20 protein-coding genes are annotated in these 17,703 nt (G+C 39.7%); 1 reads left to right on the forward strand and 19 read right to left on the reverse strand.

Going from position 1 to position 17,703, the window contains the following annotated elements; genetic code table 11:
• Positions 1 to 4 precede the first annotated feature (4 nt).
• The 11 genes from atpA to mioC all read right to left on the reverse strand — a co-directional run bounded on the left by atpA (position 5) and on the right by mioC (position 9,710).
• On the reverse strand, positions 5 to 1,546 hold the full coding sequence (atpA, locus tag HWV02_RS22635) for a F0F1 ATP synthase subunit alpha (RefSeq protein ID WP_211677966.1): 1,542 nt from the start codon (positions 1,544 to 1,546) through the stop codon (positions 5 to 7).
• Between the two features lie 12 nt (positions 1,547 to 1,558).
• Positions 1,559 to 2,092 carry a F0F1 ATP synthase subunit delta gene (atpH, locus tag HWV02_RS22640; RefSeq protein ID WP_211673519.1) on the reverse strand — a complete coding sequence of 178 codons (534 nt, stop codon included), beginning with the start codon at positions 2,090 to 2,092 and terminating at the stop codon, positions 1,559 to 1,561.
• 14 nt (positions 2,093 to 2,106) lie between these two features.
• The gene (atpF, locus tag HWV02_RS22645) at positions 2,107 to 2,577 is read right to left on the reverse strand and encodes a F0F1 ATP synthase subunit B (RefSeq protein WP_211677967.1); all 471 of its coding nucleotides are present in this window, start codon (positions 2,575 to 2,577) and stop codon (positions 2,107 to 2,109) included.
• 37 nt (positions 2,578 to 2,614) lie between these two features.
• A complete protein-coding gene (gene atpE / locus HWV02_RS22650; RefSeq protein WP_017223402.1) occupies positions 2,615 to 2,857 on the reverse strand; it encodes a F0F1 ATP synthase subunit C in 243 nt (80 codons plus the stop codon).
• A 51-nt stretch (positions 2,858 to 2,908) separates the two neighbouring features.
• Entirely contained in the window at positions 2,909 to 3,685 is a 777-nt protein-coding gene (gene atpB, locus HWV02_RS22655; protein WP_211677968.1) for a F0F1 ATP synthase subunit A, read from the reverse strand.
• A 3-nt stretch (positions 3,686 to 3,688) separates the two neighbouring features.
• Complete coding sequence (locus HWV02_RS22660; RefSeq protein ID WP_211673522.1) at positions 3,689 to 4,078, reverse strand: ATP synthase subunit I; 390 nt, start codon at positions 4,076 to 4,078, stop codon at positions 3,689 to 3,691.
• 389 nt (positions 4,079 to 4,467) lie between these two features.
• Positions 4,468 to 5,361, reverse strand: a complete 894-nt coding sequence (locus HWV02_RS22665; RefSeq protein ID WP_211689369.1) for a ParB/RepB/Spo0J family partition protein — start codon at positions 5,359 to 5,361, stop codon at positions 4,468 to 4,470.
• A complete protein-coding gene (locus HWV02_RS22670; protein WP_211677970.1) occupies positions 5,358 to 6,161 on the reverse strand; it encodes a ParA family protein in 804 nt (267 codons plus the stop codon). Before HWV02_RS22670 ends, HWV02_RS22665 begins: the two co-directional genes overlap by 4 nt.
• A 12-nt stretch (positions 6,162 to 6,173) precedes the next feature.
• Positions 6,174 to 6,794: a 16S rRNA (guanine(527)-N(7))-methyltransferase RsmG gene (gene rsmG / locus HWV02_RS22675; protein WP_211677971.1), complete on the reverse strand. Its 621-nt coding sequence runs from the start codon at positions 6,792 to 6,794 to the stop codon at positions 6,174 to 6,176.
• Positions 6,795 to 6,987: 193 nt separating this feature from the next.
• A complete protein-coding gene (gene mnmG / locus HWV02_RS22680) occupies positions 6,988 to 8,871 on the reverse strand; it encodes a tRNA uridine-5-carboxymethylaminomethyl(34) synthesis enzyme MnmG (RefSeq protein ID WP_211677972.1) in 1,884 nt (627 codons plus the stop codon).
• Positions 8,872 to 9,260: 389 nt separating this feature from the next.
• Complete coding sequence (gene mioC, locus HWV02_RS22685) at positions 9,261 to 9,710, reverse strand: FMN-binding protein MioC (RefSeq protein ID WP_211689371.1); 450 nt, start codon at positions 9,708 to 9,710, stop codon at positions 9,261 to 9,263.
• Positions 9,711 to 9,801: 91 nt separating this feature from the next.
• Here mioC and HWV02_RS22690 point away from each other — a divergent pair, with 91 nt between their 5' ends.
• A complete protein-coding gene (locus HWV02_RS22690; RefSeq protein WP_211689373.1) occupies positions 9,802 to 10,839 on the forward strand; it encodes an HDOD domain-containing protein in 1,038 nt (345 codons plus the stop codon).
• Positions 10,840 to 11,103: 264 nt separating this feature from the next.
• Here HWV02_RS22690 and mnmE read toward each other — a convergent pair whose 3' ends face one another.
• The 8 genes from mnmE to HWV02_RS22730 form a co-directional block, all read right to left on the reverse strand.
• The gene (mnmE, locus tag HWV02_RS22695) at positions 11,104 to 12,468 is read right to left on the reverse strand and encodes a tRNA uridine-5-carboxymethylaminomethyl(34) synthesis GTPase MnmE (RefSeq protein WP_211677975.1); all 1,365 of its coding nucleotides are present in this window, start codon (positions 12,466 to 12,468) and stop codon (positions 11,104 to 11,106) included.
• Positions 12,469 to 12,544: 76 nt separating this feature from the next.
• Positions 12,545 to 14,188 carry a membrane protein insertase YidC gene (yidC, locus tag HWV02_RS22700; RefSeq protein ID WP_211689375.1) on the reverse strand — a complete coding sequence of 548 codons (1,644 nt, stop codon included), beginning with the start codon at positions 14,186 to 14,188 and terminating at the stop codon, positions 12,545 to 12,547.
• Positions 14,189 to 14,195: 7 nt separating this feature from the next.
• Positions 14,196 to 14,447, reverse strand: coding sequence for a membrane protein insertion efficiency factor YidD (gene yidD / locus HWV02_RS22705; protein WP_075472414.1), 252 nt, complete (start codon positions 14,445 to 14,447; stop codon positions 14,196 to 14,198).
• Positions 14,414 to 14,737, reverse strand: a complete 324-nt coding sequence (gene rnpA, locus HWV02_RS22710) for a ribonuclease P protein component (RefSeq protein ID WP_045112339.1) — start codon at positions 14,735 to 14,737, stop codon at positions 14,414 to 14,416. Before rnpA ends, yidD begins: the two co-directional genes overlap by 34 nt.
• Before the next feature lie 42 nt (positions 14,738 to 14,779).
• On the reverse strand, positions 14,780 to 14,914 hold the full coding sequence (rpmH, locus tag HWV02_RS22715) for a 50S ribosomal protein L34 (RefSeq protein WP_006034071.1): 135 nt from the start codon (positions 14,912 to 14,914) through the stop codon (positions 14,780 to 14,782).
• A gap of 373 nt (positions 14,915 to 15,287) precedes the next feature.
• Complete coding sequence (locus HWV02_RS22720) at positions 15,288 to 16,022, reverse strand: amino acid ABC transporter ATP-binding protein (RefSeq protein WP_211689376.1); 735 nt, start codon at positions 16,020 to 16,022, stop codon at positions 15,288 to 15,290.
• Position 16,023: 1 nt separating this feature from the next.
• Positions 16,024 to 16,623, reverse strand: a complete 600-nt coding sequence (locus HWV02_RS22725) for an amino acid ABC transporter permease (protein ID WP_255546985.1) — start codon at positions 16,621 to 16,623, stop codon at positions 16,024 to 16,026.
• Between the two features lie 66 nt (positions 16,624 to 16,689).
• A complete protein-coding gene (locus HWV02_RS22730; RefSeq protein WP_211673532.1) occupies positions 16,690 to 17,442 on the reverse strand; it encodes an amino acid ABC transporter substrate-binding protein in 753 nt (250 codons plus the stop codon).
• Positions 17,443 to 17,703 lie beyond the last annotated feature (261 nt).

A 17,703-nucleotide genomic window follows, 5' to 3' on the forward strand; every position in this document is an offset into this window, starting at 1 on the left:
GCTCTTACCAGGTTTGTGTAGACTTAAAGCTTGCAAGTAAGCTTGTTAGCTTAGCTTGAACATCTTTGTCGTACGCGCCTGTTTCATTAATAGAAGCAAGTAAATCAGCGTGTTCTGCTTTAGCATAAGCTTGTAGAGACGCTTCAAAGCTAACAATTTTGTTAACTTCTACATCTTCTAATGCACCAGTTTCTGCTGCATATAAAGATAGAGCCTGCTCTGCAACACTCATTGGTGCATATTGGCCTTGCTTCATTAGCTCAGTAACTTTCGCACCATGATCAAGCTGCTTACGCGTTGCATCATCAAGGTCTGAAGAGAATTGAGCAAATGCTGCTAATTCACGGTACTGTGCTAGTGCGGTACGAATACCACCAGATAGTTTCTTAACGATCTTAGTTTGTGCTGAACCACCAACACGCGATACAGAAATACCTGGATCAACAGCAGGACGAGTGCCTGAGTTAAATAGTTCTGTAGTCAAGAAGATCTGACCATCGGTAATAGAAATTACGTTCGTTGGTACGAACGCAGATACGTCACCACCTTGAGTTTCAATGATTGGAAGAGCAGTCAAAGAACCAGTCTTACCTTTCACTTCACCTTTAGTGAACGCTTCTACGTATTCAGCGTTTACACGAGCGGCACGCTCTAGTAGACGTGAATGTAGATAGAAAACATCACCAGGGTATGCTTCACGGCCCGGTGGACGACGTAATAGTAATGAAATCTGACGGTAAGCAACGGCTTGCTTAGACAGATCATCATATACGATTAGTGCATCTTCACCACGGTCACGGAAGTATTCACCCATAGCACAACCAGAGTATGGTGCTAAGTATTGTAGTGCCGCAGCTTCAGAAGCCGTTGCAACAACAAGAATAGTGTTTTCCATTGCGCCATGTTCTTCAAGCTTACGTACAACACTAGCAACGGTAGAAGCTTTCTGACCGATTGCTACGTATACACATTTAATGCCCGAATCTTTTTGGTTGATGATTGCATCGATAGCGATAGCACTCTTACCAACCTGACGGTCACCAATAATAAGCTCACGTTGACCACGACCGATTGGGATCATAGCGTCAATAGCTTTGATACCAATTTGTACTGGTTGGTCAACAGATTTACGTTCCATTACACCTGGTGCAATTACTTCAACAGGAGAGAAACCATCGTTGTCGATTGGTCCTTTACCGTCGATAGGCTCACCAAGTGTGTTTAAAACACGACCTAATAAGTTGCGACCTACTGGCACTTCAAAAATACGTCCAGTTGAACGTACTTTTTGGCCTTCTGCAAGACCCATGTAAGAACCCATTACTACAGCACCAACAGAGTCACGCTCTAAATTAAGTGCGATACCAAAACGGTTGCCAGGTAATTCAATCATTTCGCCTTGCATACAGTCTGCAAGGCCATGAATACGAATAATACCATCGCTTACTGAAACGATAGTACCTTCATTTCTTGCTTCACTAACAACGTTGAATTTTTCAATACGTTGTTTGATCAGATCACTGATTTCTGTAGAATTCAGTTGCATGCTATTCCCCAATTACGATTGTAGCGCTTCCGCAAGTTTATTTAACTTACCGCGTACAGAGCCATCAATAACTAAATCACCAGTCTGAATCATCAAACCACCAATTAACCTGTTATCAACGTTGCAATTTAACTTAACTTTGCGTGCTAAACGTTTTTCCAACGCGATTACAATATTTGCTTCTTGCTCTGCCGTTAATGGCATTGCAGAAGTAACATCAGCTTCAACAGATTTCTCATGTTCCGCTTTGTAGTATGCAAATAAAGTAACAATGTTTGGTAATGCGCTTAAACGAGCGTTCTCGGCCAATACTTTAATAAAGTTTTGGCCCGATTCGTTAAGTTGCTCATCAGCTACGTTGATAAAGATATCAGCAATAGCGTGTGCACTTACAGCACCATTTAATAAGGTAGAAATATCTTTGTTTACCGCGATCTCCGCCGTAAACGCTAACATTTCTTGCCATTTATCAATAGCCTGTTCCTTAACGGCAAAATCAAATGCAGCTTTAGCATATGGACGAGCAATAGTAGTCAAATCAGACATAAGCCCCCCAGTTGTTAAAGTTCTGCAACGATTTTGTCTACGATGTCACTGTTAGCAGCTTCATCAATAGAACGTTCGATAATTTTTTCAGCACCGGCAATAGCTAAACCAGCTACTTGTTTGCGTAACTCTTCTTTTAGACGATTACGTTCAGCTTCAACTTCAGCTTCCGCTTGAGCAAGAATTTTCGCTCGCTCCGCATTTGCTTCTTCTTTAGCTTCATCGACAATTTGAGCTTTACGCTTGTTTGCTGCATCAATGATATCTGCCGCTTGCGCTTTAGCATCTTTCAATTGATCTGTTGCTTTAGCTTCCGCTAGCTTCAAATCTTTAGCAGCTTTATCCGCACTTGCAAGGCCATCGGCGATTTTCTGTTGACGTTCTTCGATAGCCGCAATCAGTGGTGGCCATACATATTTCATACAAAATAGTACGAATAACGTAAACGAAATCGCTTGGCCTAAAAGAGTTGCGTTGATATTCACAACGAACCTCCTTGGTTAGTAGTGGACCAAAAGCTGATTAAGCGATGAATGGGTTCGCGAATAATAGGAATAATGCGATACCAACTGCAATCATAGAGATCGCATCAAGAAGACCAGCAACGATGAACATTTTAGTTTGTAGTGCAGGCGCCATCTCTGGTTGACGAGCAGAAGACTCTAGGAATTTGCCACCTAAGATAGCGAAGCCGATTGCTGTACCGAATGCAGCAAAACCTAGTAAGATAGCAACAGCGAAAATAGTAGCTGATACAGTTTCCATTTTATTCTCCAATAAGATAAAAAATTTTAATTAAAAATTTGTGTTTATAAATTAATGATCTTCACATGCACTGCTTAGATAAACCATAGACAGCATCATGAAGATAAACCCTTGTAGAACGATTACCAAAATATGGAAAATCGCCCATGGCACACTTAGTCCCCACTGAAGGTACCAAGGCATAAGCGCGATCAAAATAAAGATCAGCTCACCTGCGTACATGTTACCAAACAAACGAAGCGCTAATGAAATAGGCTTAGCCAGTAAAGTAACCATTTCCAGTGCAAAGTTAAAAGGAATAAATAACCAGTGGTTAAATGGGTTCATAGTCAGTTCACGAGTGAACCCACCGATACCTTTAACCTTGATGCTGAAACCAACAATAAGCGCAAAAATACTTAATGACATAGCAAATGTCGTATTTAAGTCTGTTGTTGGAACAACTTTCATGTAGTCAATTCCCATTGCTTTTGCGGCTTCAGGAATGAAATCCACAGGAACCAAATCCATTGTATTCATCAGAATAACCATCATAAAGATAGTTAATGACAGCGGTGCAATTAACGCGTTGCGACCATGAAAAGATTCTTTCACGATATCGTTCACAAACTCGATGCACATTTCAACGAAACATTGAAATTTACCCGGTACGCCCGTTGTCGCTTTCTGACCAACTTTATAGAATGTCCCTAAGAATAAAATTCCTAAAGCGAGAGTTACGAAAAGTGTGTCTAGGTGCCAAGTCCAAAATCCTTCACCAACCGCTAAATTAGTTAAGTGATGTTGGATATATTGGGTCGACGTTAGTGCTTCACCTGTTGCAGACATTTTTCATCCCAGTTTTTTGTTCATAAAATAAGGAGCAAATAATTGTGAGCCAATTGCTAATGAGAACGTCACGTAAAGAGGAAGATAATTCACCTTAACGAAACCTAATACCGCAATAAAGAACACAACTGTCAGTACCAATTTTAGCGATTCACCTAATGCAAATGATGCTACAACATCTTTAATCTGTCTGGCGCCCATAAACCGGAAAGCCAAACGGGTAAAAATGTAATTTGGCAAGACATAAATAATGCCACCAAAGAGTGCAGAGCGAGCTGAAAGCTCACCATCAATAAGCAAAAAGGTTAATGCGCAAACGGCCACTAATAGCACCTGAAATACAATCAATTTAATAGCTTGACTGAACGCATTCATTGCTAATTTATTTGACACAATAAACCCCTAAAACAATCTTTTTGAAGCATTCAAAAAAAATATATAAAAACGCTTCTAAAAGCAGGATAAATTATACGTTGAAGTGGTGCTAATGCAACTCATTGCAAGCCAGATAAGGAAAGCTAAGTAGAATATTCTGAAAAATGAGATATGACAGGTGTTACCCACTAATGAGTACCACCCTTATAATATTAAATTCTATACAACGCAGTTATTATGAAATAAAGTTATTTTGACACCGGGTAAAATATAAACCTTTGATATTTCAAGTGAAGATTATTGTAAAGAAAAGCGTATCTTACTGAGCTAAATAATATTTATTGACTCATAACTGAACTTTAAAAAATATTAACTTAATTTGATCTTTATCACCCAAAGGTCAAAATTTAACCCAAAGTTGCAACTATATCATCCAATTCAGCAAGGCTAGTATAATCAATTGTTAACTTCCCACATCCATTTGCACCTTGTTTTATGATAACTTTGGCTTTTAATCGTTCAGATAAGCGATATTCTAGGTTAACAACATCGGGATCTTTCACCTTTATTGGGCTTATTTCAGCTTTAGGTTCAAGTAGCTTTCGCACCAATTTTTCGGTATCCCGAACCGTTAAACCTCGCTGGGCAATATTGTTTGCCGCTTGTGATTGCAGTTCACCTTCAAGTGCCAATAATGCTCGGGCATGACCCATTTCAATATCACCATGCTCAAGTAATATTTTAACGTCGCTATTTAAGCTATTTAAGCGTAATAAATTAGAGACTGAAGCGCGTGATTTACCCACTGCATCAGCGACCTGTTGATGGGTTAACGAAAACTCTTCGATTAAACGCTGTAATGCAGTTGATTCTTCCATTGCATTTAAGTCTTCACGTTGAATATTTTCAATTAGAGACATCGCCATAACCGCTTCGTCAGCCACATCTTTGACAATACAAGGGACTTTACTTAAGCCCGCTAATTGTGCAGCTCGCCAGCGACGTTCGCCAGCAATAATTTCAAATTTTTGCGCGCTCAATTCACGCACCACGATAGGTTGGATAATACCTTGTGCTGTAATTGATGCTGCTAATTCATCTAAGGCATCCGTAGCCATGTCTTTACGTGGTTGATACTTACCTGGATACAACCATTCAATCGGTAATTTTTTGAATTCACTCTCAACGGTTAGTATCGATTGCGGTAAATCATCTTCAGCTTGTTCTTTGGTTCTTGCAATGGCACTGGTACCGAGCAAAGCATCCAGACCTTTACCTAACCCTCGTTTTTTCGCGTTCATGCTTGTTCCTTTGTCTGTTCGCTCTGTTCATCAGCTAATTCTTGACGACGAATAATTTCACCTGCGAGTGCTAAATACGCTTTAGCCCCGTTAGATGATTTATCATAATACATGGCAGGCGCACCAAAACTCGGCGCTTCAGCTAAGCGAACATTACGCGGGATCACCGTGCGATAGACTTTATCCCCGAAATGTTGCTTTAGTTGTTCGGAGACGTCAGATGCTAATCGGTTACGTGGGTCATACATAGTACGTAGTATGCCTTCGATTTTTAACTCAGGATTCACAGCGGCGGATAATTTACTGGTGGTATCCATCAATGCGGTAAGTCCTTCTAACGCATAATATTCACATTGCATTGGCACTATAATTGAGTCAGCAGCAGCCATGGCATTAATTGTTAATAAGTTTAGCGATGGCGGACAATCAATAAAAATATAATCGTAATAGTCTTTCACCGCCACTAATGCATTCTTTAACCGTAATTCGCGGGCAAAGAATGCCATTAACTTAATTTCTGCCGCAGTGACATCTTGGTTAGCTGCAATCAGATGATATTTACCCGACGTTTCAGTAACCACGACTTCTTTTACAGGTTTCTCATCAACCAATAAATCATAGGCAGAATATTCGACGCTATATTTGTCGACACCACTGCCCATGGTTGCATTACCTTGTGGATCAAGATCAATCAGCAATACCTTACGTTTAGTCGCCGACATTGAGGCTGCTAAATTGACACAAGTAGTTGTTTTTCCTACGCCACCTTTTTGGTTAGCTATTGCTATGATTTTGCCCACAAATGTTCCCTATTATTTAATCTCAGACATGACGATTAGATGACGTTCGCCCTCTAACTCTGGCACTGTTAGTTTATATGCAACTTCCAGTTTAAATTTAGTATTCAATGTTTTGATTTCACCCGTTGGTTTTACCCCTTTCAACGCATAAAACAATCCATCTGGTTTTGGTAGGTGCTTACACCAATGTAACATATCTTCTAGTGAAGCAAACGCACGACTTAATACCCCATCAAATTTAATTTCTGGGTGATACTCTTCGACACGAGATTGCACAGGTGTGACGTTGGTTAATTTTAATTCGTGTACAGCTTGGGTAATAAAACGAATTCGTTTACCTAAACTATCAAGTAACACAAATTCTTTATCAGGATTCATGATTGCTAGCGGTAAACCAGGTAAGCCAGGGCCAGTACCTACATCAATAAAACGTTCACCTTCTAAATAAGGGCTCACGACAAGACTGTCCATGATATGTTTTACTAACATTTCATCTGGATCACGTACCGAAGTTAGATTGTATGCTTTATTCCACTTGTGTAATAAAGCCACTAATGCCACTAATTGTTGCTTTTGTGTATCAGTAACAACCAAAGAGGTTTGCGCTAATAATGCTTCGAGGCGGTTGATCATACGTAGATTTACTCCGGTAAAACGCGATTATTTAAGTTAATATTAAATCGTAGAAAAAAAGAAAAAGACAACCTACTAAGTAAGGTAGAGGCACCTTAGTTAAATAGTAGCATTGCGAATTAGGGAATGATGTCAAAAATGCAGTTATATAGCCACCGATAAATGCGTTAACGGTGGCTGTTGTACTCATTATTTATTTATTAAGTAGGTTTTGTTTTTTCAAATAAATTAACAGAATTGAAATCGCAGCAGGTGTGATACCTGAAATACGAGATGCCATGCCAATCGTTTGTGGTTTAACTTCGATTAACTTAGCTACAACCTCATTAGAAAGACCTTTAATTTTTGCGTAATCTAAATCCGTTGGCAACAAGGTATTTTCATGACGCAGTTGCTTTTCAATCTCAGTTTTCTGACGGTTAATATAACCTTCATATTTAATTGTAATTTCAACTTGTTCTGCAGCAGATTCATGCTCCAGTTTAGGACCCAGCTCTTCGATTGTCATCAAGGCATCGTAGGTGACCTCAGGACGACGAACAAGATCTTCCAATGTATGTTCGCGTGAGAGTGGTTTAGCCAGTAATGCATTGATCTTATCCGCAAATGCTTTATTAGGATTGATCCAAGTAGAGCGTAAACGTTGTTGTTCCAGTTCAATGGCTTCCATTTTCTCGTTAAACACTTGCCAGCGATGATCATCAACTAAACCGAGTTCACGACCTTGCTCCGTTAAACGTGCATCCGCGTTATCTTCACGCAGTAATAGGCGGTATTCAGCACGACTGGTAAACATACGGTACGGTTCTTTGGTCCCTAATGTTGCAAGATCGTCGATTAATACACCTAAGTAAGCCTGATCACGGCGTGGATGCCATGTATCTTCTTCTCGTGCTGTGCGTGCTGCATTTAAACCAGCAAGTAGACCTTGTGCCGCGGCTTCTTCATAACCTGTAGTACCGTTAATTTGACCAGCTAAGAACAAGCCTTCGATAAATTTACTTTCTAACGTCAACTTAAGATCACGGGGATCGAAGTAATCATACTCGATCGCATAACCAGGGCGAGTAATATGGGCATTCTCTAAACCACGGATCGAACGAACAAGATCGACTTGTACATCATACGGTAAACTTGTTGAGATGCCGTTAGGGTAAACTTCATGCGTTGTTAAGCCTTCAGGCTCGATAAAAATCTGATGCGATTCTTTATCTGCAAATCGAGTGATCTTATCTTCGATCGATGGACAATAACGTGGGCCTATGCCTTCGATCACACCTGTGTACATTGGGCTACGATCCATACCACTACGGATCACATCATGGGTCTTATTATTAGTATGAGTAATGTAACAAGGTATCTGTTGTGGATGATCTTTACGACTACCAATGAAAGAAAATACCGGTGTAGGTGCATCACCGTGTTGCTCTTCCATCACAGAGAAATCAATTGTACGACCATCAATACGAGGCGGGGTGCCAGTTTTCAAACGACTAGTACGGATAGGCAATTCACGTAAACGAGCGGCTAACGAAACGGATGCAGGATCGCCAGCTCGGCCACCTGCATAGTTCTGTAAGCCAATGTGGATAAGCCCATCAAGGAATGTACCAACCGTCAATACAACTGATTTCGCTTTAAACTTAAGTCCTGCTTGCGTTACAACACCAACAACACGATCGTTTTCAATAATAAGATCATCAACAGACTGTTGGAATATAGTTAAGTTTTGCTGATTTTCAAGTTTTTGGCGTACTGCTGATTTATACAATAAACGATCCGCTTGTGCACGTGTCGCTCGAACTGCCGGACCTTTACTTGAATTTAATGTTCTAAATTGGATACCACCGAGGTCAGTGGCTTGACCCATAATGCCGCCAAGTGCATCAATTTCTTTAACCAAGTGACCTTTACCAATACCACCGATGGCTGGATTACATGACATATGTCCAAGCGTATCGATGTTATGGGTTAATAATAATGTATTTCGTCCCATACGAGCAGCAGCAGCAGCAGCTTCTGTGCCAGCATGTCCGCCACCTACGACGATAACTTCAAATTGTTCATGGTATGCCATGTATCACCTCGGTTTTATTTGGCGGATATATTCAGAGCGGCACAGTTTACGGTTTTCTCTAACAGATGCAAATGATCTTAAATATATTTTTAATTTAGATCTAACTGTTGATCTTAAGATCTTATAAGAGATCTTATTAGATCTATTATTAAGGGCGGCTTGATCTGTTGATAACCCTCTTTGATCTAGAAAGATCATGCGTTTAGCTGTGATCACTTGCTGTTAGTAAGGGTTGTGCTTGTTACGTATAAGTTGGGTGTAAATAGCCTAGTTATACACAGCTCATGTGTACACTGATTTATTCTACAAGGATAACTATAGGTTGATCACAAGAAAGATCTATAGTTATCCACAGAAAATAAAAATAAAAAAACACGATCATGGTTATATTATAGCCATTTTTTAGACCATTCAGGGAACCATATGTCGATCGCATCTTCAGGGATCGGCGTTTCCAGCGTGCAAATTTCGAGTGCGATCGCCACCTTTTCGGCATTTAATAGTGTTAATTGACGATCGATCATGTGTCCTGCATTGCAAAATTGATCATAAGATTTAGAGCCTAGTGCGATCACACTGTATTTAATCAAGCTTAAATCGGGATTGTTTTGTGCGAGTTGTTGTGCGAACGGGGCTATGTTTTCTGGGTAATCACCAGCGCCGTGGGTTGCTGTGCAGATGATCCAAGGGTTGTTTTTGTTGATCGGTAAATCCTTTAGCTGAGGATCGAGGTGTATGTTGGCTTGAAAACCTTGATCAACAAGTTTCTCAGCTAAATGATCAGCTACATATTCTGCAGATCCCAGTGTGGTGCCAACAATAATTTCAAATGTATACATGTTTTCCTCTTATTTTATGGTTTATTACGATAGTTTTATTGTAAAATATCATCAATTATAATTATTTTATTTATTGCTGATTAAGGCGCTTATGGCTTCATTATTTCAACGTTTTATTAATGTATTCGGGAACTCCAACGCGACAGAACAAGTAAGAAAAAAAACCACTAAACCTGTCATTAATAATGTTGCGACACCTAAAGTCAGTATACCTGATGTCGCTGTGAGGGATGAGATAATTGACACTAGTTCTCTTTTTTATGATTTATTGTTTAATAATCAGGAAGTGAATACAGAGGCTAATTTGGGCTTGAACCCATTAGAAAAAAGTATTTTGCTTAAAGTTGAAGCAAGTGTAGGGTGCCCTGAAAACATTGCTTTGAATGTAGTAAGGTTACCTGCGGTATTACATAAAGTATCAAGCTTAATTGACAGTGATAATTATACTGCACAGCAATTGACAGCCTTGATTACCCAAGATCCTGCTCTTGCTGCGGATGTGATTAAGTTAGTCAATTCTGCGCACTATCAATTAGGCTCTCAAGAAGTGACAAGTTTACAAGAGGCCGTTGTTCGTTTAGGTGGTTTGCAAATTAAATCGATTGTATTGACGATCGTTATGCAAAATATAACCGAAATAAAGCCGATCTATTTTAAGTTGTTTGGTCAGTATTTGTGGCAACATTCGTTAACCACTGCCTTGTGGGCAAAAAAGCTGGCGAAGAGTAGGGGGGGTGATCCTGATTTAGCATATTTCATTGGTTTGATCCATGATGTGGGTAAAATTGCATTGTTTAAATTGATTGTGGATGAGATGAATGTTAGTGATCCACAGTTTAGACCAAACTCCAAGTTATTCCGTCAAATGATGACTAAGCATTCATTGCGCTTGTCTGCACTGATAGCACAATCTTGGCAGTTACCTGGACCTGTGGTTAAAGCGTTATATGAACAAGTTGAAGCTAGCTCTGTGATAGAGCACACGGGGCCTGGTAAGCTATTAGAGGAGGCTAACTTATACAGTGAAATAAACTTGCTGTTAGCGCAGGGATATATCTCTCAGCTGCAGGCCTGTGAGTTTTGTATAGAGCATAAGTTAGATATTAAGGTTTGTATTGCCGGGGTATAAAGTCTAATTTTTTAATCGACTAACCCCATTTTTAAGGTCTAAATAAATGCTTTACAAAGCCACTATATTTACAGTTTTAGTTGTTATTATTGTTGTTATTCAGCGGGCTTAAGTTGTGGGTAACTCTGTGGATGGCTTTGTAATAGGATCTTGTTGAATCGTTGCTGAAGTGTATTGGATGTGGGTATCATGATCTTGCTTCAATGGTAAATTTTGATGCTGTGGATAAAGTGATGATCCCAATTAGGATCATCACTTTTATTTTTATTTACCGATACAGAATGAAGTAAAGATACGGCCAAGAAGATCATCCGAAGTGAACTCGCCGGTTATTTCTGACAGTTGCTCTTGCGCTAATCGTAGTTCTTCTGCAAGAAGCTCACCAGCCATATACACTTCAAGTTGGTATTTGCCTACTTGAAGGTGCTCATCGGCTTTCTCTATCGCATCTAAGTGACGACGTCGAGCAATAAACCCACCTTCTGTATTACTTTGATAACCCATGCATTCTTTTAAATGGTTTTTTAATTCGTCTAAACCAAGATTCTCTTTTGCTGATATTTTAAAAATGGAATGGCCTTGATCTTCACTCGATGTTAAGGTCTCTCCGGTTAGATCCATTTTATTTCTGATCACGGTGAGTCCGATCGATGATGGTAGGCGATCAATAAAGTCAGGCCAAATCTCGGCAGGATCCGTTGCATCTGTTGTGGTTCCGTCAACCATAAATAGAACTTGATCCGCATTGTTGATCTCTTCCCAAGCTCGTTCAATACCGATTTGTTCAACACGATCCGGGCTTTCGCGTAAACCAGCTGTATCAATAATATGTAATGGCATGCCATCAATATGGATATGTTCACGTAATACGTCACGCGTAGTGCCTGCGATGTCTGTCACAATCGCAGATTCTTTCCCTGCTAATGCATTTAGCAAGCTTGATTTACCGGCGTTAGGACGACCTGCAATAACAACCTTCATACCTTCGCGAATGATGGTTCCTTGCTTTGCTTCTTTCTGTACAGCTGTAAGGTTATCCATGATCTTATACAATGCTTGGGCTATTTTACCATCAGCAAGAAAATCAACTTCTTCTTCTGGAAAATCAATCGACGCTTCAACATAAATGCGTAAGTGAATTAAACTTTCGGTTAGAGTATTAATCTTTTTCGAGAACTCTCCTTGCAGTGAGTTCATTGCTGATTTAACTGCGCGTTCAGAGGTTGCATCGATTAGATCTGCAATTGCTTCAGCTTGGGTTAAATCCATTTTATCATTGAGGAATGCACGCTCTGAGAATTCCCCTGGACGGGCCATTCTAATACCGTCTATTTTTAGAATTCGACGCATCAGCATATCCATTATCACAGGGCCACCATGACCTTGTAATTCTAAAACATCTTCACCAGTAAATGAATTTGGTGCTTTGAACAAGATCGCGATACCTTGGTCAATTGTTTGCTGCTCTTCATCCAGGAAAGATAAGTAATCGGCTTTACGCACTGTTGGAATTTTATTTAAAACAGCCTGAGCGACTAACTCTGTTTTTGGTCCAGAGATACGAATAATACCAACACCACCTCGTCCTGGCGGTGTGGCTTGAGCAATGATAGTTTCATTAGTTAGCATGTGATTACCCGAAGATAGTAAGGTTTCTGATATGAAAAAAGGCGGCACAAGGGCCGCCTTGATAAGGTTAGCAAGTTTATTTCTTACTATGCAAACCTTGTTTTTCCAGAGCTCGGAAAATAATAGTTTGTTGGATAATAGTAACCACGTTACTCATTAACCAGTATAGAACTAGACCTGCAGGGAACCACAAGAAGAAGAAAGTAAACATAACAGGCATAAACTGCATTACTTTCTGTTGCATTGGGTCCTGAACTTGTGTCGGAGACATTTTTTGGATCATGTACATAGTAACACCCATTAATAGCGGTAATACGTAGTACGGGTCTTGTGCTGATAAATCATTAATCCACAATGCAAATGGCGCGTGACGTAATTCCACACTTTCCATTAGTGCCCAGTATAATGAGATGAAAATAGGCATTTGGATGATCATTGGGAAACAACCACCTAATGGATTTACTTTTTCTTCTTTATACAAAGCCATCATTGATTGCGACATTTTTTGTTTGTCGTCACCACATTTTTCACGCAGTGCAGTCAGTTTAGGTTGCAGTAAACGCATTTTTGCCATTGATGTGTATTGCGCTTTGGTTAGCGGATACATTGCACCACGCACGGTAAACGTGATCATTATTACAGCAATACCCCAGTTACCTACTAAGCCATGGAAGAACTGAAGTAATTTAAATAGCGGTTGTGCAATGAACCACAACCAGCTGTAATCAACGGTTAGGTCAAGGCCTTCAACCAGTTCACCCATCTCATCTTGTAATTTTGGACCAACCCAAAGTTTTGCTGAGATCGTTTTTTCGCTGTTTGCGGCAACTGTTTCAACTGGTTGTTTGAAACCAATGATCGCTTGACCTTTAGTAAACTCAGTACGACCAATGTTTAAGCTATAGAAATGGTTTTGGCTATCGCCAGGGATCCAGGCTGTTACAAAGTAATGCTGTAACATACCAACCCAACCAGCTGTAGTTGTACGGCTTAGGTTCGCATCGCTGATATCACTGAAATCGTATTTTTCATAACGCTTATCTGTCGTGCCGAGTGCTGCACCACGATAAGCTTTCATCATCATGCTGCTACCTTCGTCTTCTGCAAGATCAATATTTTGTTTTAATTGACCGTACATTTGCACCGAAATCGCATTAGCTGATTGGTTGTTAACTTTGTAGCTAACTTCAATATCATAACTACCGCGTGTAAGAGTAAATACTTTCGTAAATTTAACTCCATTCTCGTCTGTATATGATAATGGGATATCTAATGTATCACCTGAAATAGTGAAGCTTTTCGCTGTCGTAGTATATTGTGGACGACCATTTGCATTTGCATCTGGACCATTTTTACCAATAAGACCACTTTGTGCGACATAAACATTTGTCGCATCATTTTGTAATAAGGTGAAACGTTCTTCAGAATCTAATTCTGTAGCATGGTCAAGTAAGTCGGCGCGAACAATATCACCACCTAATGTATCGATAGTCAGTTCAAGTACATCTGAGCTAATCGTGATCAGGTTATTTGATTGTTTGCTGTTTGGCGCATCAGTTGATGAGTCACTGCCTGCTGGTATATCGCCAGTTAAACCATTGCTGATCGCTTGAGTCGTTGTTGGTACTGCAACCGGGTTGTCTTTATTTTGCCACTCGGTGAATAGCAAAAAGCTGACAAACAATAATCCGATGACAAGTAAATTACGTTGGGATTCCATAATCTAATTAATCTCTTTGTTTGGGTTCTGGTACAGGATCGTAACCATGTTTATTACTAAAAGGATGACATATTAATAGACGTTTGGCTGTGAGCCAACAACCTTTTGTAAATCCGTGGAGTTTTATTGATTCTATCGCGTATTGAGAACACGTTGGAGTGAAGCGACAGCGAGGTCCAATCATCGGACTAATGAATAATTGGTATCCTCGTATTAATTTGGTGCCTAACCATTGCAACGGCGACAAAGTTTGCGCCATAACTTCTCCAATAATGCATCGATTTCTGCATTTTCCAAGTTTGCAATACCAGATTTAGCGATAACCACGATATCAACATTAGGAAAATCATGTTGGCGTGTCCGAAAACTTTCTCTGAATAGACGTTTAACTCGGTTACGGCCGACAGCAAGTTTAATCGCTTTTTTGGGTACAGCTAAACCAAGACGAGGATGTCCAAGTGAGTTATTTTTGGCAAGTATAGTTATATGAGGTGAGGCTGATCGCACAGGGTCTGCGAATACGTTTTTGAAGTGTTCGGGAGTTAACAAGCGTAACTCCCGAGGAAAGCTCTTATCTATCACGTCTGATAATTAAGCGCTTAAAGTCTTACGACCTTTTGCACGGCGACGTGCAAGAACCTTACGGCCACCTACAGTTGCTTTACGTGCGCGGAAACCGTGTGAACGTTTACGCTTAAGGTTACTTGGTTGAAAAGTACGTTTCATAGCTTTATCCGTTATAAATTTAACTGTACAGTTATGTTGAGTTAGCCAAGAAATAATGACCGGTCGTCAACTTGACTAACACAAAAAGAGGCGGAATTTTAATCATTCTTGTAAAACAAGTCAATAATTAATCAATACTCGCCTCGTGAAAATAGCAATATCTTACTTAAATTCGATATTCTCGGCCGATTATTATGCGATTGGATACATGAAATAATAGGCTAAATTCTTATCTATACAGATAAAAATTATAATTCGGTTTAATAATTGCTGTTATTCCAATCTGATCACAAGGGATCAAGCGGGGAATTATACAGGCTATTTACTAACTAACAAGTAAGCGCTGCTAATTTATCCACTTTATAACGACTGATTATTGATTTACTCGCTGTAAAAATGTTCGAGTACGAGGATCTTGCGGGTTATTAAAGATCATATCCGCGGATCCTTGTTCAATAATCTGACCTTGATCCATAAAAATCACCCGGTCTGCGATTTCTTTTGCAAATTGCATTTCGTGCGTAACAATTAGCATTGTTTGCTTTTGGTTGGCCAATTCACGCATTAATCCGAGAACTTCACCCACCCATTCAGGGTCTAATGCTGATGTCGGCTCGTCAAATAAGATTACTTTACTTTGTGCTGCCATTGCTCGTGCTATGCCGATTCGTTGTTGCTGTCCACCTGAAAGTGAAGAAGGGTAGCTATCCTTTTTATCACTTAAACCAATACTTTTAAGGATAGTAAGCGCTTCCTTTCTTGCGGTTTCAGCCGACTTACCTCGGACGGTAACTAAGCCCTCGGTTATGTTCTCAAGCGCCGTTTTATTGGCAAACAGTGCATAGTTTTGGAACACAAAGGCGGTTTTTTTACGCAGCTCCGTAATTTGTTTTTTAGTGGCACTATTGGCATCTACAACTAAATCATCAATAGTAATAGTAGCGGTTGTTGGTTGCTCTAGAAAGTTTAAACAACGTAATAGTGTTGATTTTCCTGTTCCTGAAGGACCGATAATAACGGTGGTCTCACCTTCTTTGATATCTAAATTAATTTGGCGTAAAACCACATTCTCACCAAAATGCTTACTTAAATTAGCTACTTTGATCATGCTAATACGCCTTATTGAGATAACGTTCTAAATGAACTTGTATTTGGGTAAAGACGAGTACCACTGCCCAGTAAATCAGCGCAACAGCCAGATAGCTTTCGAAGAAGTAAAAACTTGATGAAGCTTCCATCTGCGTTTTCGCCATGATCTCGGTAACACCTAGCGTAAATGCTAAAGATGTGCTTTTGATCATATCGATAAAGTAATTCATCAATGATGGTGTCGCAATTCGCGCAGCCTGTGGGAGCACGATACGGCGCATCGCTTGACTCGAGGTCATTCCGATACTGAGTGAGGCTTCCATCTGTGATTTATCCACCGCCATGATTGCTGCGCGAATACTTTCAGCCTTGTAAGCAGCAAAGTGCAGGGTTAATCCAATCACGGATGCGGTAAATGCATCCATGTTTATCAATATTGGGAATACTCGCGGCAGACCGTAATAAAGCAAAAATAACTGTACAAGGAGCGGGGTACCACGAAAGAAAGAAATAAATAACATAGCTAATTGATTGAGCACAGGTATTTTGAACGTGCGTACAACCGCTAAGCCAATGGCTATTATCAGGGCGAAAAAGACACCAATCAGTGCCATCTGCATGGTTGTTCCCAAATACTTAAGTAGTATCGGGAACAGATTTAGCATGTACTCAAGATTAAATTGCATTTATTTTACAGTGATATCCGTTGAGAACCATTTTTCTGAAATTGCAGCTAGAGTGCCATCTGCACGCATGCTATCCAGCGTTGTATTTACTTTTAGGCGTAGTGCTTCTTGTTTTTCTGTTTTCAAAAATGGCATTGCATTTTCGATAGTTTCAAACGTTGGGCCTGCAAGTTGTAACGGTAATGGTGATTTGTTAATTAATTCAAGTGATGATAAACGATCCATCACAAACGCATCGGTACGACCTAATGCTACATCACGTTCGATACCAGTGTCGTAGGTTTTGATGGTAATGTTGTTATTGGTATCGTATTTGCGTAATAAATCAGCAAAATTAGAGCCTAAGTTTACGCCAACTGTTTTGTTTGCAAGGTCATCAACACCATTAATTTCGGTATTGCCTTTTCTTACCACGACTTGAGCACCATCATACACGTAAGTTTGGCTAAATGAATATTTGGCTGTGCGTGCAGGAGTGATGGTTACTTGATTTGAAATCGTATCGATACGACCTGTTTCTAGCATTCCAAATAGGCCGGAAAAATTAACAGTAATGAATTTTACTTTTGAATCATTACGTTTGGCGATCTCTTTCCATAAATCGACTTCAAAACCTTGGAGTTGATCATTTTTTGAAAAAGTGAACGGGAAGTAGTTACCTGACATACCGACTTTAATTGTTTCTTGTGCGTGTGCTACGCTTGTTAATGTTGTACTTACAAGCATTGCTGCTGCTAATAATAGTTTTTTCATGAGCCACCCTGGTTACGCAAATAATATGTTTAATGCGTGCATGATATTCTAATGTAAAATGAATTATAAATAGCGTTTAGTTATAACTAATTGCTAAAAGATAGCGTGATTTATTATATTTACTGGTTTTTTCATATCTATTCGCACCTTATTGGTTTTTATTTTGCTTTTGTGTGGATAAGTGTTTATTCATGCTAGCGCTTATGCACAATTAGCAGTAAAATAATCCATTATTCTTTATTTTTATCTGGAGTGTGGAGA

The organism is Moritella sp. 28, assembly GCF_018219435.1.
Taxonomy (GTDB): Bacteria; Pseudomonadota; Gammaproteobacteria; order Enterobacterales; family Moritellaceae; genus Moritella.